Below are 22,432 nucleotides of genomic sequence, written 5' to 3' on the forward strand. Positions count from 1 at the left end.
CTTCAGTCGATCCCGCCGCGGCGGAGCATCGCGTCGATGCTGGCGACCTTGCGTTCATAGCGCGGATCGTCGGTCGCGCCGTAGCGCGCGGCGAATTCGGCATCGGTCAGCCCGTCGCGGAGCGCGAGCGCCGCTGCGGGCAGCAGGTCTTCGTCCTGCGCGCCCAGCAAGGCCGCACGCGTGTCTTCCATCCGCTCCGGATCGGTCAGGCGCCGCGCGATCTTGATCCCCGATCGGTCGCTGGCGAGATCGACGAAGGAGAAGCCGCTCGGGTCCTTGGGAGCCAGCAGCGGATCGCTTTCCAGGCTGTCGGCCAGTTCCTTCCATTCACCGATCGCCGCGCTGATGCTGCTGCCGGTGGTGGTCTCGAGCGCTGCCGACAGCGCCCAGTGTTTCGCCCAGTCCGCGCGGCCCTGCAGCGTCAGCGCGACCGGCCGGGCCGCGCAGGTGCCGATCGTGCCGTCGACACCGCCGAACAGTTCGGCCGCCTCGGGCCCGAGCGAGAACAGCGCAAGCGCAACGAGCGCGGCGGAATGCCCTTCGGGGCTGGGCTGCGAAGCCGCGAGCGCGCGGCGCAGTTGCTGCGCCAGCAGCGGGGCAGGCTCGCCGCGCTGCCGTTCGGCGAGCGCGCAGTAGATGGTGCCCACCATGTCTTCGTCGACCGCGGGAACGCCGGTTGTCCGGGCATGCGCGAGCAGGCTGCCCTGCGGCATGAGGACCCGCGCGGTGACGCTGTCGGGCCCGATCCGCATGCTGCGCACGATCGTGTCGATCGGCGGGAGGGTGCCGCCCTGCGCGGCCATCCGGCGCTGGATCAGCGCCAGTCCCCATTGCGAGAACCAGTCGGGCAGGGGCAGCGCGCCGATCTTCACGGCGAAGGTCGGCAGCCCCTCGCTGGCCCCCGACGCCTGCGCGCGGATGTTGATCCAGCGGAAGAGCATGGGCCGGCTGCCGGTCAGCGTGAGCACGCCATCCTCGACGCGCGCGTCGAAGCGGTTGGGCGCAAAGCCCTGCGTTACCATCGCCGAGGTCGCGGCCAGTTCTGCTTCGGCGAGCGTGAGTTCAACCGGCTCCCCCGTCGCCCGGCTTTGCCGCGCCTGATTGACGAGCGCGCGCGCGGCCGCGACCTGCTCTGCGGTGGCATGCCGGCTATCCGGTACGGCCGGTTCGGAACTGGTCAGGAGCAGCGCCAACGCCAGCACACCGCCCACGATGAGGGCGAGCGCGAGGCGCCAGCGATGCCCGCGGGTCGGGGGGGCGGACATGATGCGGTTTTCGGTCAGCTGGGGCCCGTCAGGCCTCCACCACCGTCTGTTCGATCGCCCCGAAGATCGAGTGGCCGTCGGCGTCCTTCATCTCGACGCGGACGCTGTCGCCGGGGACCATGAAGCGCGTGCTCGCTTCACCCTTGGCGATGGTTTCGATCATGCGGATTTCGGCAATGCAGCTGTAACCGAGACCGCCTTCGGCCACCGGCTTGCCCGGGTTGCCGTCGGGGCCCTGGTTGGAGACGGTGCCCGAGCCGATGATCGTGCCTGCACCCAGGTCGCGCGTCCTGGCGGCATGCGCAACCAGTTCGGCGAGGCTGAAGGTGGCATCGACGCCGGCATTGGCGCGGCCGAAGGGCTGGCCGTTGTAATCGACCATCAGCGGCAGGTGGATGACGCTGCCCTGCCATGCTTCGCCCAGTTCGTCGGGCGTCACCGCTACGGGGCTGAACGCGCTGGCGGGCTTGGACTGGAAGAAGCCGAAGCCCTTCGCCAGTTCGCCCGGGATCAGGCCGCGCAAGCTGACGTCGTTGACCAGCATCACCAGCTTGATGTGATCCGCTGCGTCGTCCTTCGACACGCCCATCGGCACGTCGTCGGTGATCACCGCGATCTCGCCTTCCATGTCGCAGCCCCACTTGGTGTCGCCCAGCGGGATATCGTCGCGCGGCGCGAGGAAGTTGTCGCTGCCGCCCTGGTACATCAGCGGATCGTGATAGAAGCTCTCGGGCACCTCGGCGCCGCGCGCCTTGCGGACCAATTCGACGTGGTTGATATAGGCCGAGCCATCGGCCCACTGATAGGCGCGCGGCAGCGGCGAATGCGCTTCGCGTTCGTGGAACCGCTCGCACGGCACCGCCTCATGTTCGACATCGGTGTACAGCGCTTCGAGCTTGGGCGCGACTTCGGCCCAATCGTCGAGCGCGGCTTGCAGCGTCGGCGCGATGTTGTCCGCCGCGCAGTAACGGGTGAGGTCCTTGGAGACGACCACGAGCTTGCCGTCGCGCGTGCCGTCCTTGAGTGTTGCGAGCTTCATGTCGGTTGTATCCTCTCGGGATTGTCGGGTTGGTTGTCCGGATGCGCGCGCTGGAACGCGGGCAGCGCGAGACAGGCGGTTTCGATCCGGGTGATGTGGGGCTTGTCGGCAAAGTCGAAGCCAAAACGCTGGGCGTTGTACACCTGCGGCAACAGGCAGACCTCGAACAGGCCGGGCCGCTCGAACAGGAAGTTGCCGCTGCCGAGCTGCGCCAACCGCGCTTCTAGCGGGTCGAGCGTGCGCGCCAGCCAGTGACGGTACCAGATCCCGATCTCGTCCTGCGACTTGCCGTATTCCTTGGCGAGATATTTGAGCACCGGCAGGTTGAGCGGGGCGTGCAGCTCGGTCGCGATGGCATGGGCCAGTTCGCGGGCGAGATAGCGGTCACCGGCATTGCCGGGCAGCAGCGGCGCGTCGGGATAGGCTTCGTCGAGCCATTCGAGCTGCGCCATCGACTGGACATAGTCCTTGCCGTCGACCTCGAGCAGCGGGACCGAACCAAAGGGGTTGCGGCTGGTGAAGGCGGCGCCTTTCTGTTCGCTTTCGAGCAGGTTCACCGGCACGTATTCGTAGTCCAGCCCTTTCAGCTCCAGCGCGATGCGCAGGCGGTAGCTGGTCGAACTGCGATAGTAGCCGTGAAGGCGGATCATGATGCGGCTCCCGATGTCGCGCGGATCTTGGAACGGCCGAAGGCGCGTCCACGACATGGACCGCATGTTACACGGTCCAGGCGGAAAAAACCTGCCCCCTGCACACGCGGCCGGAGCCGGGTGCAAACGGGGCGGGTCGGGGTGCGGGGCATGGGGCCCCTGTGGCACAGGGCCGGGCTGTAGGACAGGATCGCTCGCACGCGAGGGGTCAAAACGCCGCGATCCCCGTTATTGCGCGGCCGAGGATCAGCGCATGGACATCATGCGTGCCTTCATAGGTGTTGACCGTCTCGAGATTTACCATGTGGCGGATCACCTGGTATTCTTCGGAAATGCCGTTGCCGCCATGCATGTCGCGCGACTTGCGCGCGATATCGAGCGCCTTGCCGACATTGTTGCGCTTGACGATGCTGATCATCTCGGGCGCGAACTTGCCTTCGTCCATCAGCCGTCCGACGCGCAGGCTGCTCTGCAGGCCGAGCGAGATCTCGGTGATCATGTCGGCGAGCTTGAGCTGGTAGAGCTGCTTGCTCGCCAGCGGCACGCCGAACTGGTGCCGGTCGAGCCCGTATTGGCGCGCTGCGTGGAGGCAGAACTCGGCCGCACCCATCGCGCCCCAGCTGATGCCGTAGCGCGCGCGGTTGAGACAGCCGAACGGACCCTTGAGGCCCTGCACTTCGGGCAGCAGCGCGTCTTCACCCACTTCGACCTCGTCCATCACGATCATGCCGGTGGTCGAGGCGCGCAGGCTCAGCTTGCCTTCGATCTTGGGGGCGGACAGCCCCTTCATGCCCTTTTCGAGCACGAAGCCGCGGATGCCGCCGCCATGCGCCTCGCTCTTCGCCCAGACCACGAAGACATCGGCGAAGGGGGCGTTGGAAATCCAGGTCTTGGAGCCGGAAATGACATAGCCGCCATCGACCTTCTTGGCGGTGGTTGTCATCCCGCCGGGATCGCTGCCAGCATCAGGCTCGGTCAGGCCGAAACAGCCGATCAGCTTACCGCTGGCAAGGCCGGGCAGGTATTTCTTGCGCTGATCTTCCGAACCATAGGCGAGGATCGGATACATAACGAGACTCGACTGGACCGAGGCCATCGAACGATAGCCGCTGTCGACGCGCTCGATCTCGCGCGCGATCAGGCCATAGGCGACATAGCTGGCACCCGCGCCGCCATATTCCTCCGGCACGGTGGCGCCCAGCAGGCCCGCCTCACCCATCATCGGGAAGAGTTCGGGGTCGTCGACTTCCTTGCTGAAGTTCTCGATCACCCGCGGTTGCAATTCGCCCTGCGCAAAGGCGTGGGCAGCGTCGCGGATCATCCGCTCGTCCTCGGTCAACTGATCGTCGAGGTTGAAGGGATCGTCCCAGGCGAAAGGCACCATAGCGGCCATGTGGTCTCCTCTGTTCCACCCCAGCCACTGGCAGGGTTGCCCGCGCGGGGCAAGACCCGCGCGGGCAGCGAAGGTCACTTCACCAGCGGCAGCGCCTTGCGGCAATCTTCCGCGCATTCGCGGCACATCTTGGCACACAGCGAGCAGTGCGGATTGTCATGGCTCTCGCACTCGGCGGCGCAGGTTTCGCAGGCGGTGATGCAGGCTTCGAGCTGGGCGCGCAGCACGTCGATGTTCTGCGCGGTGCGGCGCACGGCGAGCCGCGCGGTCGCGGCGCAGACATCGGCGCAGTCGAGGCAGTTGCGGATGCACTGCGCCATGTCCATGTCCTCGGCCACGCAGGCATCGGCGCAGCTGGTGCAGAACAGCGAACACAGCATTGCATGGCGTGCGGCAGTGACCAGTTCCTCGGTCTCGTCCTCGACCTGCGGGTGTGCGGCGATCATTGTGGGGAGCGACATCGGCATTTCCTTCCTTGAGAATATTGCGTTCGTTCAAGGAATGGTTCGTCGCTGCGCAATGTTCCGGCGATGGCGGGCGAAACCCGCCCGCTGCGGTCAGGCGTGCGCGGCGGCGCGCTGAATCGAGTCGATCACGGCAGCCGGCGGGCAGGGCTTGGCCAGCGCCTGCGCCCGTGGGAAGCGAAGCGCCACCTCGGCGGGGGACAGCTGACCCGAATGGAAGATGACCGGCACGTTTTCCGCCATCATCTGTTCGGCCAGCGGATAGACGATGCCATCGCCTAGCTGGACGTCGAGAATGGCGATATCGGGTTTGGACTTCTGGTAGGCCAGCATGGCCGACGACAGATCGTCATACGGCCCTTCGACCATGTAGCCCGCTTCTGCCACCGTATCGCACAGATCGTAACCGACGATCAGTTCGTCTTCGGCGACGAGTACTCGTAATTGACGACTCATCTGACCTCTCCTCGACTGCGGACCCACGTAACCAAATACCGCAGCCGGAAATCGGTTCCCGGTCGCGTCAGCTGAGTTTCCCGAAGCGGTCGGCGAAACCGGCTTCGTCGCCAGCGGCGAGCATGGCCGCCTGGCCGACCCAGTCGTCGCGCCGGATGCGGCCCTGGAAGCGGCCCATCTGCGCATCCACGCGGTCGATTTCGGCGTCGTCCCACGCGGCGATCTGCGCGAATGTGGTCACGCCCATGCCGTGCAGCGTGGCCGACAGCTTCGGACCCAGCCCCTTGATACGGGTCAGATCGTCGCTGCCAGCCGCCGCCGATGCGCTTGCGGGCGCTGCTGATGCGGGTGCCGGAGCCGGAGCCGGAGCTGGGGTTGCGGCGGGGGTAGTGGCGGCCGGCTCCGTCGTGGCACCGCCGGCCGGCACGCCGGCCGCGGGCTGCATCGGGGTCGCCGCCGGGGCGCTGTCGATCAGCGCCTTGTTGCGCTGCGCCGGGGCGGCGCCGTCATCGAGCACGTCACGGCTGGTGCTGGTGACGCGGGTCTTGCGCGAGCTGTTGAACAGGTACCATGCGATCACCAGGCCGAGCAGCAGCGCGGCGACGATCAGCGGCCAATAGGTCTGGAGCAGTTCGCTCATGGTCTAGTCCTCTTGTTGGTCGTGGCGGCCCCACAGCGCCCAGCCGATGCCGATCCCCGCGCCGTAGGCGGCGACCATCAGCGCGGCCAGTTCGAACCATAGCGGCATGTCAGCGGGCTCCCGGCGTGTCGACGGGGGTGGGACGGAGCGGTTCGGTGCGGATCACCGAGAATTCGATGCGGCGGTTGGCCGGGTCGCTGGGGGCCAGCCCCTCGACCGGCTGGCTGGAGCCGACCCCGCTGGCGCGCAGCCCGTCGCGCGGGATGCCGCGCTCGATCAGCGCCTGCCGCACCACGCGCGCGCGTTCCATGCTCAGCGCCAGATTGCCGGGCTCGGTGCCCGCCTTGTCGGTGTGGCCGGTGATCGCGATGATCGAGCCGAGGCACGGCCGGAGCGCGTCGGCAACTTCGTTGAGCAGCTTGCGGCTCGACGGCAGCAAGGCGCTGCTGCCTTCCTCGAACCGGATCGAACGGGTGCGCAGCAGCCCTTCGACGTCTTCCTGGCAATGCAGCGGCTGGTAGGTCGGCTCGTCGCTCTCGGCGCGCACCGTCCCGTCGCTCCAGGTCACACCGCCGACGCCGGGAATGTCGTAGACTTCACGCGCCACGCGCGTGCGGACGCTCTCGTCCAAATCCTCGCCGCCGCTCAGCAGCGGGTGGCGCGAAAGCGACCCGGTGGCGCTGGCGAAACGTGCGGTGACCCCCGTGCCGCCCGCTTCGGCTATCGCTGCGGCGGACTGCGTTTCGAGCCGGTCGATGAAGTCGGCCGCCATCGGCTCGGCCAGTGCATAGCCGGCGAGGCCGGTCGCCATGGCACCGGCAAGCATGACAAGGGGAGCACGGATCGACATGGGCTGGCTCTTAGCCGCCAGCCGCCCCCCCTGCCAAGCGCCGTGCGCGCGGTTATTCCAAACCCTCGGCGGTCATCACCAGCTGGAGGAATTCCTGCCGCCAGAAATCGCGCTGCGGCCCGGCCAGCGCGGCGATCTGCGGATAGGCATAATTCGCCAGCAGCGGGTTGCCGCGCAGTTTCTGGCCGAAAGCGGCGACCGCGCTGGCGAAGGCGAAATCGCCGCGCGGCACCCCGTTTGTCGCAAGCGCGGAGGCGGGCAGGGTGTAGGTCAGCAGCTGCGAGGTATCGCCATCGGGCCGCTTGTAGCGCAGCTTCACATAGGCCGCCTCGCTCGCCAGTTCGCGGGCGCGGTCATCGACCATGTCCTCGTAACGCCGCGCGGGCCCCCACCCTTCGCCGCCGGCGGGGATCACTTCATACAGTGCGGTGACCTGATGACCCGCGCCGATATCGCCCGCATCGACCGCATCATTGTCAAAATCCTCTTCGCGCAGCACGCGGTTTTCATAGCCGACGAGGCGGTACTGGCTGACAACCGCCGGGTTGAATTCGACCTGGATCTTCACGTCCTTGGCGATGGTGAACAGCGTCGCGCCCATTTCATCGCCGAGCACCTTGCGCGCCTCCAGCGCGCTGTCGATGTAGGAATAATTGCCGTTCCCGTTGTTGGCGACCTGTTCCATCATCGCATCGTTGAGATTGCCGCGGCCGAAGCCGAGCACCGACAGCGTGACGCCGCTTTCGCGCTTCTTCTCGATCAATTCGACCAGCGCCTCGCGATCCGAAGTGCCGACGTTGAAATCGCCATCGGTCGCCAGGATCACGCGGTTGACGCCGCCCTCGATGCGGTTGGCCTCGGCCACGCGGTAGGCGAGTTCGATCCCCGCACCGCCCGCGGTCGACCCGCCGGCATTGAGCTGGTCCAGCGCGTCCTTGATCTTGCGTTCGTCATTGGTCGGTTCGAGCACGAGGCCCGCGGCGCCGGCGTAAACGACGATCGAGACGCGGTCGCGTTCGGTCAGCTGTCCGGCAAGCTGGCGCATCGCGGTCTTGACCAGCGGCAGCTTGTCGGCGCTGCCCATCGAGCCCGAGACATCGAGCAGGAAGACGAGATTGGCGGCGGGGCGTTCCTGCGCGGGCATTTCATACCCGGCGAGCCCGATGCGCAGCAGGCGCGCGTCGGCATTCCACGGGCTCACCGCGACATCGGTGTTGACCGTGAACGGCTGGTCGAGGCTTTCCGGCCGGTCGTAGTCATAGCGGAAGTAATTGATGAATTCCTCGGTCCGCACCGCGCTCTTGGGCGGCAGCGCGCCATCGGAAATGAACCGGCGGGCATTGGTATAGGCGCCGGTGTCGACATCGACCGAGAAGGTCGAGACGGGTTCGCTGGCGACCAGCTTAACCGGCGACACGTCCTCGCCGTCATACTGCTCGCGGCTGGGCGGTGCGGGCACGAAGACCGGCGGGAAATAGCGATAGCCCGGTTCGATGACCGATGTTTCGGTGGATGGGGTTGCCGCGTCGGCACGAACTCGGGACCCCATGACGATAGGTGATGGGCTGGCCATATGCGCTGACGGAGGCGGCGGCGGGGGAGGAGGTGGCGGCGGCGGCGGCGTGCGGCCCGCTTCGGTCCGATCGGCCTTGCCGCTGGCGATGATGATGGTATCGCCATCGGGCTGAGTGGCGCAGCCGGCGATCAGCGCAGCTGCTGCACAAGTGACGGTAAATCTTGCGAAACGCATGGGCAGTCCTCCCCTTCCTTGCGAGTGCTCCACGCTACCCGTTCCTGGGGTGAATACCGACTGAACGTGTCTTATCCGCGACGAACGGTCAGATGCGCTCGGGCTCTTCCTTATCGAGATTGCGGCGGAACAGCACCCGGTCCTCCGGGCCGAACCCGCGCTTCCAGATGATGATGCCATAAATGCCGAGGATCGCCGGTATGCCCACGATCAGCTCGGCCCATTCGGGCAGCTGCGTCGCGCCCCAGCCGACCAGCACGGCAGGCGCCACGGCCCACACCAGCGGCCAGCGGAACGTGTTGATCGACTGGCCGAGAATGCGCGAGAGCAGCATCGCCTTGACCAGGCTGGCAGTGCCCAGCGCCAGCATCAGCGCGATTGCCGCGGCGGCGGCCTTGTATGGCTCGCCATAGCCGCCCGCGACCATCGCTTCGATCAGCACCACGGTAAGCACGGCCTGCAGCGCGATCGTCCCGATCGAGATCCACAAGTTCCGGACCCGTGCGACGTAGACGAGCACCGCTTCGGACACGACTGCGGTCGCGGCGACGACTTCGGCCACCAGCAGGAAGGCAAGCGCCCCGGTGCCGCCGACGAATTCAGGCCCGACAAGGCCCATCACCGCTTCGCCGGGGACGCCCAGCGCCAGCGCGATGCCGGCCTGCATGGCGACGATCCAGAAGCCGACCTGGCAGATCTGGCTGGCAATCGCCTGGTAATTCTGGGTCTTGAGGTTCTTGGTGATGACGGGGCCGAGGATCGGCTCGAAGCTGGTCTTGAGCTTCTGCGGCAGGCTCGCGACCTGCTGCGCGATGTAATAGACGCCCACCGCGGCGGGCGCGGCAAACAGGCCGAGGATGAAGATGTCGACGCGCCTCGTGCCCCATTCGATTGCGTCGGCCGTCGCCAGCGGCAGCGCGCGCATCGTCAACCGGCCCATATAGACCGGATGCGGCCGCCAGCCGCGCGGACGGCCATAGCTGCGGAAGAAGGCCCACAGCCCGGCGGCGAGCCCGGCGTAGATCGACGCGAGATAGGCCAGCGCGAGCCCCGAATCGCTGACCACCGGTAGGAAATAGAACACCCCGGCCATGATCGAGATCGTCCACGGTTCGATCACCGCGCGGGCGCGCACGGTGGTGGCGATATCGTATTTGTACGCCTGCGCGGCGAGGACGATTTCGGTCAGCGCATAGGCGGGGATCGCCAGCACGATGAACCGGTCGAGCGCGGTGTATTCCCCGCTGGGAAACAGCGGGGCGGGGACGAACCAGAAGAACGCTGCCGCTAGGCCCGAGAACAGCAGCGCCAGCAGCATGCCGTCATAGACCAGATTGGCGGGATGGCTGTCGTCGCCGTCGGCGAGCCGCTGCGCCAGTCCGCGCTTTTCGCCCATCGCGCACAGCAGCGCGACCAGTTCGACCACCACCAGCGCCGAGGCGAAGCGGCCCAGCGCATCGGGGCCGTAAAGGCGCCCGGCGATGAACAGGAAGGGCAGCCGCGCGACCAGCCGCAGGATGAAGCCAAAGAAGTTCTGCCTTCCGCCCTTGGCCAGCGCGGAAAGATCTTCGTCCGGTTTTGCGTCGGTCACCCGGGGTGGCCCTGTTCGGCACGCAGGGGCCGGGCGAGCAGGTCGGATACGACGGCGCGCGGGTCGTCGCCTTTCAGCAGGCCGTAGACGGCGGTGACGATCGGCATGGCGATGCCGTGCCGCGCGGCCAGTTCGACCAGCACCGGCGCTGTATGCGCGCCTTCGGCCACGGTCCGGCGATCGGCCATCAGCTCGCTCGCTTTGCCGCCTTCGCCCAGCGCGACGCCGAGCGAGAAATTGCGGCTTGAGGTCGACGAACAGGTCAGCACCAGATCGCCCAACCCGCACAGCCCGGCCAGGGTTTCGGCGCGTGCCCCCAGCGTTTCGCCGAAGCGCAGCATCTCGGCATAGCCGCGCGCGATCAGCGCCGCGCGCGCATTCTGCCCCAGGCCCAGCCCGTCGACCACGCCGCAGGCGATTGCGAGCACGTTCTTGACCGAGCCGCCGATTTCGGCGCCGATCACGTCGTCCGAATAATAGGGCCGGAATGCCGGCCGCGCGATGACGGGGGAAATGCGGTCCCACTGCGCTTCGCCCCCGGCACAGGCCAGCGTAACCGCAGTGGGCAGCCCGGCAGCCACTTCATGCGCGAAAGTGGGGCCCGACAGCACTGCGATCGCGCTGCCGGGTGCGGCATCCTGTGCGACGTGGTTCATCAACTGGCCACTGCCGGCCTCGATCCCCTTCGAACACAGCACCAGATCGCGCGGATGCGCGGGCAGCGAAGCCAGCACGCTGCCCGTATGCTGCGCGGGGGTAACCACGAGCAAGGTATCGAGCGCGCCGAGTTCGGCCAGATCGCCGGTGGCGCGGATCGTTTCGGCCAGCGTGGCAGTGGGAAGGTAGATCGAATTGGTGCGCGCGGAATTAATCTCGGCGACCAGTTCGGGTTCGCGCGCCCAGATCACCACCTCGCGCCCGTCGCTCGCCAGCATCTGCGCCAGCGCGGTGCCCCATGCGCCAGCGCCGAGGACGCCGACGCCGCTCATGCCTTCACCCCCGCGCCGCGCACCGGTTCGGCCGCAGGGTCGAGCGGCCAGCGCGGCCGCGCGGAAATGTCGAGCGGGTCGTCCTGCCCCAGCCGTTCGATGCCCGCCCAGGCGATCATCGCGGCATTGTCGGTGCACAGCTTGGGCGGCGGGGCGGCAAAGCGCATGCCATGCGCGGCGGCAAGCTGTTCGAGCGCAGCGCGCACCGTGGCATTGGCCGCCACCCCGCCGGCCACGACCAGCGTATCGACATCGTCCATGCCCGCCAGCGCGATACGCAACCGGTCGGTTACGCAATCCACCGCTGCCTGCTGGAAGCTGGCGGCAATATCGGCGATTTCGTACTTGCTGCTTTCGTAGGCGCGCAGGACCGCGCTCTTGAGGCCGGCAAATGAGAAATGCGGTTCGCCGCTGCCGACCATCGGCCGGGGCAGCGGGACAGCGGCGGCATCGCCTTCCTTCGCGGTGCGCTCCACCGCGGGACCGCCGGGAAAGCCGAGGCCGAGGATCTTGGCGGTCTTGTCGAAGGCTTCGCCCAGCGCATCGTCGATCGTGGTCGCCAACCGGCGATATTCGCCCACGCCGTCGACGCGCAGTATCTGGCAATGCCCGCCCGACACCAGCAGCAGTGCATAGGGAAAGGCGATGCTCGCGTCTGCGAGGCGGGGGCTCAGTGCATGGCCTTCGAGATGGTTGATCGCGATCAGCGGCGTGTCGCTCGCCATTGCCAGCGCCTTGGCACTGACCAGGCCGACCATCACCCCGCCGATCAGCCCGGGGCCGGCAGTCGCGGCGATCGCGTCGCACTCGTCCAGGCCGATGCCCGCATCCTGCAACACGCCCTCGATCATAGGGGCGAGCCGTTCGGCATGCGCGCGCGCCGCGATCTCGGGCACCACGCCGCCGAAGGGGGCGTGCTCGGCATCCTGCGAGGCGATCCGCTGCGCCACGATCCGGCGATCGCTGTCGACCAGCGCGACCGCGGTTTCGTCGCAGGAGCTTTCTATGCCGAGAACCAGTGCCATCCTGCTTTCCCTTAGCGCCATGGCTCGCTAGGGCAAGCCGACCCTATGCCAGCCCAACCTCTCATCCGTCTCGGAACCCGCCGTTCTCCGCTTGCCATGGCACAGGCGCACGAAGCGCGCGCGCGCCTGTGCGCCGCGCATGGCTGGGACGAATCGGCGGTCGAACTGGTCCCGGTGGTCGCCAGCGGCAACCGCATCCAGGACCGCCCGCTCGCCGAAATCGGCGGCAAGGCGCTGTGGACGCGCGAACTCGACCAGTGGCTGGTCGAGGGACGAATCGACGGCGCGGTCCATTCGATGAAGGATGTCGAGACGCTGCGGCCCGAAGCGATCGCCATCGCCGCGATCCTGCCGCGCGCCGACAAGGCCGACCGCCTGCTCGGCGCGCAGGCGATTTCCGACATCCCTGCCGGCGCGCGGATCGGCACCAGCGCCCCGCGCCGTGCCGCGCAATTGCTGCATCTCCGGCCCGACCTTGCCGTGGTGGGCATTCGCGGAAATGTCGCCACGCGGATGGCCAAGCTCGAGGCGGGCGAAGCCGATGCGACCTTTCTCGCCGCCGCCGGGCTCGACCGGCTGGGCGAAGACAGCGTCGGCGTGCGGCTGGACCCGGCCGAATGGCTTCCCGCCCCCGCGCAGGCCGCGATCGGGATCGAGTGCCGCAGCGGCGATGCGCAGACGCGCGCGATGCTGGCTGCGATCGACGACGCGCCCAGCCATGCCGAAGTGGCTGCCGAACGGCGGCTGCTCGAAGGGCTGGGGGGGTCGTGCAGCAGCCCGATTGCGGCGCTGTCGCGCAGCGGCGATGGCCGGATCGCGCTGACGGCGGCGATCTTCAGCCCCGATGGCACCGTCCGCATCGACGGCGAGGCCGAATTCGCCGCGGGTGACGATGCTGCGCCGCTGGCGCTGGCGCGTGATCTGCTGGCGCGCGCACCTGCGGCCGTGACCGAACATTTCGGACCGATATCGTGAAGCCGCTGTTCCTGATCCGCCCCGAACCCGGCTGGTCGGTCAGCGCCGAAACCGCGCGCGCGATGGGGCTCGACGTGCATGGCGCGCCGCTGTTCACGATCGAGCCGGTGGCCTGGGATGCGCCCGACTCCGCCGATTTCGACGGTCTGCTGGTCGGCAGCGCCAACACCTTTCGCCACGGCGGCAAGCAGCTGGCGAAACTCACCAAGCTGCCGGTCCACGCAGTGGGCGAGGCGACCGCCGATGCGGCGCGGGCGGCGGGGTTCCTGATCGGCCGCACCGGGCGCGGCGGACTGCAGAACCTGCTCGACGAGCTGAGCAAGCGCGAATTGCGGCTGCTGCGCCTTGCCGGCGCGGATCGCGTGACGCTGCGCCTGCCCGACGGGATCAGGGTCGAGACGCGCACCGTCTACCGCGCGGTGCCCGAGGGGCTGGCCGAGGAAGACCGCGAATTGCTGCGCGGGGGCGGCGTGGTGGCGCTGCATTCGGGTGCCGCGGCCGAGCGGCTCGGCGTCGAATTCGACCGCCACAAGCTCGACCGCGCCCGCGTCGACCTCGCGGTAATCGGTCCGCGCGTCGCGGAACTGGCCGGCGAGGGCTGGCGCTCGGTCTCGGTAGCCGATGCCCCGGGCGACAGCGAGCTACTGGCCTTGGCGGAAGCTTTGTGTCAGACCGATGCCTAACGATAATACGGCGCCCCGGCAGGGCGACCGGGTTCGCGGAACGGAACAGATGGACACTTACACCAGCTCCCGGCGCAAGGGGCCTTCGGCAAGGCCGGTGATGATCGCCGTGATCGCCAGCTTCGTGCTGGGCGGGGCAGTGGCGGGCTATGCGGTCTATTCGCTGAGCGACCGCGCGGAACCACAAGCGGGCGCCGCTGCGGATGACCAGCCCCAGGTGCTGGCCAGCCCGGCGGTAGATCCTTCGCCCACGCCCAGTGCCACCGCCAGCCAGGCCGCGCAGGAAGCAGTCGAGCGCGTGGCCGAACAGCAGGGCGGGCTCGACACCCGGCTGGCGGCGGCCGAACAGCGGTTGGCGCGGCTGGACCTGCAGGCCGAGGCCGCAGCCGGCAACACCGCCCGCGCCGAAGGGCTGCTGATCGCTTTCGCCACCCGCCGCGCGCTCGAGAAAGGCGCCGAGCTCGGCTATCTGGCCGACCAGCTGCGGCTGCGCTTCGGCGATGCCATGCCCAATGCGGTCGACACCATCATCCGCACCAGCCGCGATCCGATCACGCTCGACCAGCTGATCGCGCGGCTGGAAGGCCTCTCGCCGCAGCTCGCCGCACCGAGCGAACGGGACGGGTTCGCGCGCTTCAGCGAAGAATTGTCGCAACTGTTCGTGATTCGCCGCGAAAGTGCGCCATCGCCGCAGCCCCAGCGCCGGCTCGACCGCGCGCGGCTGTTCCTCGAAAGCGGGCGGACCGATTCCGCGATCGCCGAAGTGCGCAACCTGCCGGGGGCTGAAAGCGCCGAGGGCTGGCTGCGCGATGCCGAACGCTATGCCGCAGCGCAGCGGGCGCTCGACCTGATCGAAACCGCTGCCGTGCTCGAACCGCGCCGGTTGCGCGACGGGGCGGGCAACCGCGTCGAACAGCCGAGCCCCGCCGAAGAGGGCTAAGGCCTCAGGCCTTGAGCAGTTCGGGCAGCTCGCCCGAGACGCCGCGCGCCTCGTTCATGAAGAAGCCCTTGAGCCAGCTGGTGCGCTGGATCCCGGCCATGCCGAAGCGGCGCAGCGCGCTGGCGGTTTTCCCGCGAATGCCGAAAATGCGCGTGAGGCTGTCGGTCGCGCCCATCACCATCAGCGAATCGAGTGCGCGCCATTCCTCGTATTTCTTGAGCACCTGCGCATCGCCCAGATCGAGGCCGAGCCGCAGCGCTTCATCGAGAACTTCGACCAGCGCGCCGACATCGCGCAGACCAAGGTTGAGACCCTGGCCCGCGATCGGATGCATGCCGTGCGCGCTGTCGCCGACCAGCGCGAGCCGGTTGTCGACGATTTTGGCGGTATGCTGGAAGCTGAGCGGCCAGGACGAGCGCGCGCTGTTGAGCGTCAGCTCGCCCAGCAGGTCCCCCATCCGCTTGCGCACTTCGGCGAGAAAGGCGCGATCGGACAGCTTGAGCACGCCCGCCGCGTCCTTCTCGTCGACCGTCCACACCAGCGCGCTGCGATGTTGGCCATCGGGCCCGTCGAGCATGGGCAGCAGCGCGAAGGGGCCTTCGGGATAGAAGATTTCCCACGCCACATTGTCATGCGGCTTGCTGTGGTCGATCCCGGCGATCAGCGCGCGGTGGCTGTAATCCCAGCTGGCCATCTTGAACCCGGCTTCCTCGCGGCTGGGCGAGCCACGGCCTTCGGCGCCGACCATCAGCGCGGCTTCGAGCACGCGTCCGTCGCCCAGCGTGGCGGACACGCCGAACTCGCCGCGATCGCGCGCGGTGACGTCGACCGGCGCGTGCCATTCGATCAGCGGTTCGCTGGCCGCGGCTTCGTGGACTGCGAGCCGCAGCTGGCGATTGGCGAACATTCGCCCCAGCGTGCCTTCATGCGGTTCGGGGCGGAAATCGAGCCGGCCGGGCTTCATCTGGTCGAGCACCGCGATGGCGGCGATGTCGCAGCCATGCGGTTCGAGCGCCTGTTCGAGCCCGATATGGCGGAACAACCGCCAGCTGGCAGTCGATATGGCCGAGGCCCTTCCGTCGAACCCTTCGGCTGTCAGGCTGGCCGGATCGGCGCGGTCGACGAGGTGGCTCGAGAGCCCCTTTTTCGCCGCGGCCAGCGCCAGGGTCATGCCCACCAGGCCGCCGCCCAGGATCAGCAGGTCTCGCTTGTCTGTCATGGGGCCAATCCCTAGAGCCTGCGGCGTGACCGAGGCAAGGATAATGGAACGGGTCGGCCTATGGCTGGCGCTGCTGGCGCTGGCCTTTGCAGGCCCGGTCCTTGTGACCCCCGCGTCTGCCCAGGGGCCCGGCAGCGACCGCATGCCGGTCGAACTGGTCGCCGAAGGCGTCCCGCAGCCGGGCGAGCGCTGGATGGTGGCGCTGCATTTCACGCCCTCGACACCCGAATGGCACGGCTATTGGTCGAACCCGGGCGATGCCGGCCTCGGCATGCAGCTCGACTGGGAACTCCCCTCCGGCTGGAATGCGGGCGAGCCGCTCTATCCGCTGCCGCAGCAGCTGGTGATCGGCGGGTTGATGAACCATGTCTATGAAGGCGATTACGCGGTGCTCGTGCCCATCACGGTGCCCGAAGGTGCAGCGCTTGCCGGCGCCGGGACGATCGCGCTCACCGCCAGCTATCTGGCCTGCACCGACACGATTTGCGTTCCGCAGCAGGCGCGCATGACACTGGATCCCGCCCGCGCCGTCGCCGATCCGCGGTTCGGTGAATGGCGCGCCGCCATCGTCCCTCCGCTCGACAGCGCGGCGCGCTTCGAATTCGCGCGCGACCGCTTGCGGATCGGCATTCCGATCCCCACGGCGACGCAGCTCGGCGCGCCGCACCTGTTCCTCGCCACCGCCGAACTGGGCGGGGACGACCGGCCGGTCTATACCGGCGCGCAGACCTTCCGCCGCCAAGGTGACCTGCTGGTGGCCGAAATCCCGCTCGAGCAGCGGCCGTCCCCGCCGGGCGTCGATGCCGCCGGCGCGGCGCGACCGCAAACTATCGCGGGCATTCTCGATCTGGGCGATGGCCGCGGCGTGCGCTTTGCCGCGCAGCCGGGCGATGTTCCGCTCGAGGATGTGGCGCCGCTGGAAGGCGGCAGCGACGCATCGCTGTGGCAATTGCTGCTGGCAGCGCTGGCGGGCGGCCTGCTGCTAAACATCATGCCGTGCGTCTTTCCCATCCTCAGCCTCAAGGCGCTGGCGCTTGCCAAGGCCGGGGGCGATGCGCGTGCTGCGCGCAGGGATGCGCTGGCCTATACCGCCGGGGTGGTGCTCGCCTGTTCGGCGCTGGGCGGCGCCATCCTGCTGCTGCGCGCAGCGGGCGAGCAGATCGGCTGGGCGTTCCAGTTGCAGGAACCGCTGGTGGTCGCCGCGCTGTTCCTGCTGGCGCTGGCGATTACCGCCAATTTCCTCAGCCTGTTCACGATCCCCGGTTTCGCGATTTCGGGCGGCGCGCCGTCGCGGGGCGGTTCCTTCTCGACCGGGCTGCTGGCCGCCTTTGTCGCCACCCCATGCACCGGGCCGTTCATGGCGCTGGCGCTGGGCGCGGCGCTGGTGATCGAACCGCTCCATGGCTTGCTGGTGTTCGTCGCGCTGGGTGCCGGGCTGGCGCTTCCCTTCCTGCTGGTCGGCTTCGTCCCGGCGATCCGCCGCCGCCTGCCGCGGCCCGGCGCCTGGATGGAGCAATTCCGGCGCTGGATGGCGCTGCCCATGGGGCTGACGGCAGCCGCGCTCGGCTGGCTGGCATGGCGGATCGGCGGCGGCGAATGGCTGGCGCTGGTGCTGGTACTCGGCGCAGCGGCAATCGGCGGGCTGGCGCTGATCGGCCAGTTCCAGCGGCGCGCCCGCGGGGGGACGCTGTCGCTGTTCGCAGCCTTGCTGGCGGCGCTGGCGCTGGGGCTCGCCCTGCTGCCCGAACCCGAGACACCGGCCGGCGAGGCGGGCGCGAGCCTGCTCGACCCGGTCGCCTTCAGCGACGCCGCACTGGCAGAGGCGCGCGGGTCGGGGCGGCCGGTGTTCGTCTGGTTCACGGCCGACTGGTGCGTCACCTGCAAGGTCAACGAACGTGTCGCGATCGAGCGCGAAACGACACGCGCCGCGTTCGAGCAGGCGGGCGTTATCGCGATGCGCGCCGACTGGACGCGCCGCGACGAGGAAATCTCGCGCATGCTCACGCGCCAGGGGGCCGCGGGCGTCCCGCTCTACCTGTGGTACGCACCCGGCGAGGAGGCCGAGCAATTGCCGCAGGTGCTTACGCCGGATCTTCTGGTGCAGCGGGCGCAGGCGGCGGATCGCTCTCCGCCGCCTCGGCCGTAACCGCCTGGTCAGGGGCGCGGCATGCCTCGACCAGTTCGCCGGGCAGCGGGCTCGAATTGAGGATCACGCTTCCCGCGCCGGGCACGGTGGCCTCGACCTGGCGCGTGCCGGTCAGCACGTCCATGCGGGCATCGTCCGCCGCCACCGCGCCTTCCCACCGCCAGACGTCGCCGATCCGCACGGCGTCGATATGCAGCCGTGCGACATGGCCGTTGCCGATCAGCGCGAGCACCGCCTTGGCGCCCGGATCGGCGCGGGCAAAGCGGGTGTAGGCCAGCGTCGCCTCGGCCCGGTCGCCCTCGAGGCATTCGACTGCGAACAGCGGGCGTTCGCCCGGCGTGCCGTACAGCAGCCGCTGGCCGCTGGCGGCCGGGGCCCAGATCGCATTCTCGGTATCGGGGGAATCGATCGGTTCGGAGGGACCGGCGGCCGGTTCGCCAATCCGTGTCCGTTCGACGTAATCGTCCGACGCGGGCGGCTTGCAGGCCGCCAGTACGGTCAGCGGGAGGAGGGCGAGAAAGCGGCGCATGCGCGCGCTATGACACAGGCGTGACAGCGTTCAAGCGCGCGTGATGCGCTATCCTCAGCGGTTGCGGATGAAGGCGCGAATGTCGCGCGACAACTTCGCCCGGTCTTCGTCGCGGACATACATCATGTGCCCGGCATCGTAATAATGCAGCTCCACTCGGTCCTGCGGAATGCCCGTCCGGTTGAGCGAATATTCGGCGCCGAAGAAGGGCGTGGCGAAATCGTAATAGCCCTGCGCATTGAACACGCGCAGCTGCGAATTTTGGCGCATCGCCTGACCGATATAGGGCGCGACATTGAGATAGGCGCCGCGGCCCTGGCCGGTCGACCATTGCCAGTGCCGGCCCGGTTCGCGCCCGATCGACTGGTATTCGCGGGTCGTCTCGAACCCCAGCGTCTCGCGGGCCCAGCTGTTGATCGCCGCGGTGTAGCCCGCATCGATGCCGTAGAAGCTGGGATCGTTGTCGGGCGTCTCGCCGGCATTGTCGAAATCGCGCCCGGTGTAGCGCGCATCGAGCCGTCCGATCGTCAGCCCGCGGTCGCGCAGCAATTCCTTGTAGAAGCGCTGCGCAGTGACGCGCAGGTCGGCCTGGTCGAGATAGCGTTCGGACAGGCCGGTCAGCCGCGCAAGCTCGGCCCGCACCGCGGCGCGTTCGGCATCGGGCAGGTCCTGCCCCTTGAGCAGCGCGGTGATGAAGGGGCCGATGGCGAACTGGCGCGCTTCCTCGACGATCGCCTCGACCGAGGGCGCCTGTACCTTGCCGTGATAATAGGCCGCCGCCGCCATGTTGGGCAGCGTGACGACATAGGCCATTTCATTGCCCGGCGTGGGTTCGCGCCCGGCGAAATCGAGAATGGTCGAGATCAGGATCAGCCCGTTGAGGCCCACGTCATTGAAGGTGCCGCCTTCCAGCTCGCGCGCGACCATCGCGGTGCGCGTGGTGCCATAGCTTTCGCCGCCGAGATATTTGGGGCTGTTCCAGCGGCCATTGTCGTTGAGCCACAGGCGGATGACCTTGGCCACCGCTTCCTCGTCCTGTTCGAGCCCGTAATACTTCTTCGGGTCGGTCCCTTCGGTAAGATAGCTGAAGCCGGTGCCCGGCGGGTCGATGAACACGAGGTCGGCAACGTCGAGCAGGCTGTCGGGATTGTCGAGCAGCGGGTAGGGCGGCGCGCCGTCGTCGCGGGCGTCGGAGGGGATTGCCACGCGCTTGGGCCCGAACGCGCCCATCTGCAGCCACACCGAACCCGATCCGGGCCCGCCGTTGAACAGGAAGAACACGGGCCGCGAGGTATCGCGCGGGTCCTTCACATAGCTGGTGGTGACGACCACCGCTTCGGGCTTGCCGTCGTCCGCTTCCAGCACGGTCTCCGCAATCGTCGCGCGGTACGACACGCGCTGCCCGCCGAACGTCCCGACCATGTCGCGCGTCCTGACCTGCGGTTCGATCGCGGCCGGTGCGGCGGCCTCTACGCTGTCGTCCTGCGCGAGTGCGGCGTGCGGCGCCAATGCGACGGCGCTCGCGGCGCAGATGGCGGCGAGAATACGGCTCGATTTCATGCGGTTCAGTCCCCCTTTGCGGCCATCCTATGACCCCACCGCACGACCCGCGTCAAATACGCCTGTCGATCACGGTTTGCCGCCCATCCGCTTGTAGCGTGTCTTGCCATAGCGCGTCTTGCGCGTTCCCGGGCGGCCCGCATCGCTGCGGCCGACGCGCGGGGCCTTCTTCTCGCTATCGCCGAGACCGAGTTCGTCGTTCTCCAGCTGGCGGATTTCGTCGCGCAGGCGGCCGGCTTCCTCGAATTCGAGATCGGCGGCGGCAGTGCGCATGCGTTTCTCGAGGTCCTCGATATAGGCGCGCAGATTGTGCCCGACGAGATTGTTGCGCTCGTCATCGCCCGTATCGACCGTGACCCCGTCCTGCGACGCGGTATGCGCGACGATATCGGCGATCTGGCGGCGGATCGTCTGCGGCGTGATGCCGTGTTCCTCGTTATAGGCCTTCTGCTTTTCGCGGCGGCGGTCGGTTTCCGCCATCGCGCGTTCCATGCTGCCGGTGATGCGGTCGGCATAGAGGATCACGTGCCCGTCGACATTGCGCGCCGCGCGGCCGATAGTCTGGATCAGGCTGGTTTCGCTGCGCAGGAAGCCTTCCTTGTCGGCATCGAGGATGCAGACCAGCCCGCATTCGGGAATGTCGAGGCCTTCGCGCAGCAGGTTGATCCCCACCAGCACGTCATAGACGCCCAGCCGCAGGTCGCGGATCAGCTCGATGCGTTCGAGCGTCTCGACGTCGGAGTGCATGTAGCGGACCTTGACGCCCGCCTCGTGCATGAATTCGGTCAGATCTTCCGCCATCCGCTTGGTCAGCGTGGTGACCAGCGTGCGATAGCCCTTGGCGGCGGTCTTCTTGCATTCCTCGATGCAGTCCTGGACCTGGTCCTCGACCGGGCGGATGCCCACCGGCGGATCGATCAGCCCGGTGGGACGGATGACCTGTTCGGCGAAGACGCCGCCGGTCTGCTCCATCTCCCACGTGCCCGGCGTGGCCGAGACCGCGAAGGTCTGCGGGCGCATCGCGTCCCATTCGTTGAACCGCAGCGGGCGGTTGTCGATACAGGAGGGCAGGCGAAAACCATGTTCGGCCAGCGTGATCTTGCGGCGGTGGTCGCCCTTCGACATCGCCCCGATCTGCGGCACCGTCTGGTGGCTTTCATCGACGAACAGCAGCGCGTTCTCGGGCAGGTATTCGAACAGTGTCGGCGGCGGTTCACCCGGCAGGCGCCCGGTGAGGAAGCGGCTGTAGTTCTCGATCCCCGCGCAGCTGCCCGTGGCGGCGATCATCTCGAGGTCGAAATTGGTCCGCTGCTCGAGCCGCTGCGCTTCGAGCAGGCGGCCTTCCTCGTGCAGTTCCTTGAGCCGCTCGGCGAGCTCGAACTTGATCGCCTCGGCGGCCTGCTTCATCGTCGGCCCCGGCGTCACATAGTGCGAATTGGCATAGACGCGCACCTTGTCGAGGCTGGCGCCCTTCTTGCCGGTGAGCGGATCGAATTCGCTGATTTCCTCGATATCGTCGCCGAAGAAGCTGATCCGCCATGCCATGTCCTCATAGTGGCTGGGGAAGATTTCCAGGCTGTCCCCGCGGACGCGGAAATTGCCGCGCGCGAAGGCCGCGTCATTGCGCTTGTACTGGAGCGCGACGAGCTTGCGGATCAGCTCACGCTGGTCGACCGCCTCGCCCTTCTTGATGTCGAAGATCATCGCCGAATAGGTTTCGACCGAGCCGATACCGTAGAGGCACGACACCGAGGCGACGATGATCACGTCGTCGCGTTCGAGCAGCGCGCGGGTGGCCGAGTGGCGCATCCGGTCGATCGCCTCGTTTACGCTGCTTTCCTTCTCGATGTAGGTGTCGCTGCGCGGGACGTAGGCTTCGGGCTGGTAATAGTCGTAATAGCTGACGAAATATTCGACTGCGTTCTCGGGGAAGAAGCTCTTGAACTCGCCGTAAAGCTGCGCGGCGAGGATCTTGTTCGGCGCGAGGATCAGCGCCGGCCGCTGCAATTCCTCGATCACCTTGGCCATGGTGAAGGTCTTGCCCGACCCGGTCACGCCCAGCAGCACCTGCGTCTGGTCGTCCTCGCGTGCACCGGCGGTGAGTTCGGCGATGGCAGTCGGCTGGTCGCCTGATGGCGTATATTCGCTGACCAGCTTGAACTTCTTGCCCGGCATCGATTTTTCGGGGCGGGCGGGCTTGTGCGGGACGAAATCGCCAGTGGTGTCGGGTTCTTCGAGGCCGCGGCGGATGACGAGTTCGCTCATGCG

Annotated in this window: 20 protein-coding genes; 4 read left to right on the forward strand and 16 right to left on the reverse strand. The window is 67.9% G+C overall.

The genetic code is table 11. The features are described from left to right. Positions 1-2: 2 nt before the first annotated feature. The 12 genes from SJY12_RS00800 to tsaD form a co-directional block, all read right to left on the reverse strand. A complete protein-coding gene (locus SJY12_RS00800; RefSeq protein ID WP_397505678.1) occupies positions 3-1,265 on the reverse strand; it encodes a hypothetical protein in 1,263 nt (420 codons plus the stop codon). A 28-nt stretch (positions 1,266-1,293) separates the two neighbouring features. Beyond that, positions 1,294-2,304, reverse strand: a complete 1,011-nt coding sequence (locus SJY12_RS00805; protein WP_397505679.1) for a fumarylacetoacetate hydrolase family protein — start codon at positions 2,302-2,304, stop codon at positions 1,294-1,296. Next, a complete protein-coding gene (maiA, locus tag SJY12_RS00810) occupies positions 2,301-2,951 on the reverse strand; it encodes a maleylacetoacetate isomerase (RefSeq protein ID WP_397506611.1) in 651 nt (216 codons plus the stop codon). The genes SJY12_RS00805 and maiA overlap by 4 nt, the downstream gene beginning before the upstream one ends. A 211-nt stretch (positions 2,952-3,162) precedes the next feature. Beyond that, a complete protein-coding gene (locus SJY12_RS00815) occupies positions 3,163-4,347 on the reverse strand; it encodes an acyl-CoA dehydrogenase (RefSeq protein WP_397505680.1) in 1,185 nt (394 codons plus the stop codon). 74 nt (positions 4,348-4,421) lie between these two features. After that, a complete protein-coding gene (locus tag SJY12_RS00820) occupies positions 4,422-4,808 on the reverse strand; it encodes a four-helix bundle copper-binding protein (RefSeq protein WP_050600347.1) in 387 nt (128 codons plus the stop codon). 96 nt (positions 4,809-4,904) lie between these two features. After that, on the reverse strand, positions 4,905-5,267 hold the full coding sequence (locus SJY12_RS00825; RefSeq protein WP_063507116.1) for a response regulator: 363 nt from the start codon (positions 5,265-5,267) through the stop codon (positions 4,905-4,907). 67 nt (positions 5,268-5,334) lie between these two features. Continuing rightward, a complete protein-coding gene (locus tag SJY12_RS00830) occupies positions 5,335-5,907 on the reverse strand; it encodes a hypothetical protein (protein WP_063507115.1) in 573 nt (190 codons plus the stop codon). A 109-nt stretch (positions 5,908-6,016) separates the two neighbouring features. Then, positions 6,017-6,757: an OmpA family protein gene (locus SJY12_RS00835; RefSeq protein WP_050600216.1), complete on the reverse strand. Its 741-nt coding sequence runs from the start codon at positions 6,755-6,757 to the stop codon at positions 6,017-6,019. Between the two features lie 52 nt (positions 6,758-6,809). Then, the gene (locus SJY12_RS00840) at positions 6,810-8,507 is read right to left on the reverse strand and encodes a von Willebrand factor type A domain-containing protein (RefSeq protein WP_397505681.1); all 1,698 of its coding nucleotides are present in this window, start codon (positions 8,505-8,507) and stop codon (positions 6,810-6,812) included. An 88-nt stretch (positions 8,508-8,595) separates the two neighbouring features. Beyond that, complete coding sequence (locus SJY12_RS00845; RefSeq protein ID WP_397505682.1) at positions 8,596-10,098, reverse strand: lipopolysaccharide biosynthesis protein; 1,503 nt, start codon at positions 10,096-10,098, stop codon at positions 8,596-8,598. Beyond that, entirely contained in the window at positions 10,095-11,087 is a 993-nt protein-coding gene (locus SJY12_RS00850; protein WP_397505683.1) for an NAD(P)H-dependent glycerol-3-phosphate dehydrogenase, read from the reverse strand. Before SJY12_RS00850 ends, SJY12_RS00845 begins: the two co-directional genes overlap by 4 nt. Beyond that, on the reverse strand, positions 11,084-12,112 hold the full coding sequence (gene tsaD / locus SJY12_RS00855; protein WP_397505684.1) for a tRNA (adenosine(37)-N6)-threonylcarbamoyltransferase complex transferase subunit TsaD: 1,029 nt from the start codon (positions 12,110-12,112) through the stop codon (positions 11,084-11,086). The genes SJY12_RS00850 and tsaD overlap by 4 nt, the downstream gene beginning before the upstream one ends. A 45-nt stretch (positions 12,113-12,157) precedes the next feature. Between tsaD and hemC the strand changes: the two genes are divergently transcribed. From hemC to SJY12_RS00870, 3 genes are read left to right on the forward strand one after another with little or no spacing between them, the layout of a single operon-like run. Then, entirely contained in the window at positions 12,158-13,087 is a 930-nt protein-coding gene (gene hemC, locus SJY12_RS00860) for a hydroxymethylbilane synthase (RefSeq protein WP_397505685.1), read from the forward strand. Then, positions 13,084-13,770, forward strand: a complete 687-nt coding sequence (locus SJY12_RS00865) for a uroporphyrinogen-III synthase (RefSeq protein WP_160766512.1) — start codon at positions 13,084-13,086, stop codon at positions 13,768-13,770. The genes hemC and SJY12_RS00865 overlap by 4 nt, the downstream gene beginning before the upstream one ends. Before the next feature lie 49 nt (positions 13,771-13,819). Beyond that, complete coding sequence (locus SJY12_RS00870; RefSeq protein ID WP_050600348.1) at positions 13,820-14,710, forward strand: hypothetical protein; 891 nt, start codon at positions 13,820-13,822, stop codon at positions 14,708-14,710. Between the two features lie 4 nt (positions 14,711-14,714). Here SJY12_RS00870 and SJY12_RS00875 read toward each other — a convergent pair whose 3' ends face one another. Continuing rightward, on the reverse strand, positions 14,715-15,929 hold the full coding sequence (locus SJY12_RS00875) for an FAD-dependent monooxygenase (protein ID WP_397505686.1): 1,215 nt from the start codon (positions 15,927-15,929) through the stop codon (positions 14,715-14,717). 43 nt (positions 15,930-15,972) lie between these two features. On the opposite strand from SJY12_RS00875, the gene SJY12_RS00880 reads away from it, so the two are divergent. Beyond that, positions 15,973-18,075, forward strand: coding sequence for a protein-disulfide reductase DsbD family protein (locus tag SJY12_RS00880; protein ID WP_397505687.1), 2,103 nt, complete (start codon positions 15,973-15,975; stop codon positions 18,073-18,075). Here the strand turns inward: SJY12_RS00880 and SJY12_RS00885 are convergent. From SJY12_RS00885 to uvrB, 3 genes are all read right to left on the reverse strand, one after another. Beyond that, a complete protein-coding gene (locus SJY12_RS00885; protein WP_397505688.1) occupies positions 18,011-18,604 on the reverse strand; it encodes a hypothetical protein in 594 nt (197 codons plus the stop codon). The genes SJY12_RS00880 and SJY12_RS00885 overlap by 65 nt on opposite strands. A gap of 54 nt (positions 18,605-18,658) precedes the next feature. After that, the gene (locus tag SJY12_RS00890) at positions 18,659-20,164 is read right to left on the reverse strand and encodes a S10 family peptidase (RefSeq protein ID WP_397505689.1); all 1,506 of its coding nucleotides are present in this window, start codon (positions 20,162-20,164) and stop codon (positions 18,659-18,661) included. Between the two features lie 69 nt (positions 20,165-20,233). Then, on the reverse strand, positions 20,234-22,429 hold the full coding sequence (gene uvrB / locus SJY12_RS00895) for an excinuclease ABC subunit UvrB (protein WP_160766517.1): 2,196 nt from the start codon (positions 22,427-22,429) through the stop codon (positions 20,234-20,236). Between the last annotated feature and the right edge of the window lie 3 nt (positions 22,430-22,432).

Origin of the sequence: Qipengyuania sp. R86523 (genome assembly GCF_044596365.1) — a bacterium.
Taxonomy (GTDB): Bacteria; Pseudomonadota; Alphaproteobacteria; order Sphingomonadales; family Sphingomonadaceae; genus Qipengyuania; species Qipengyuania citrea.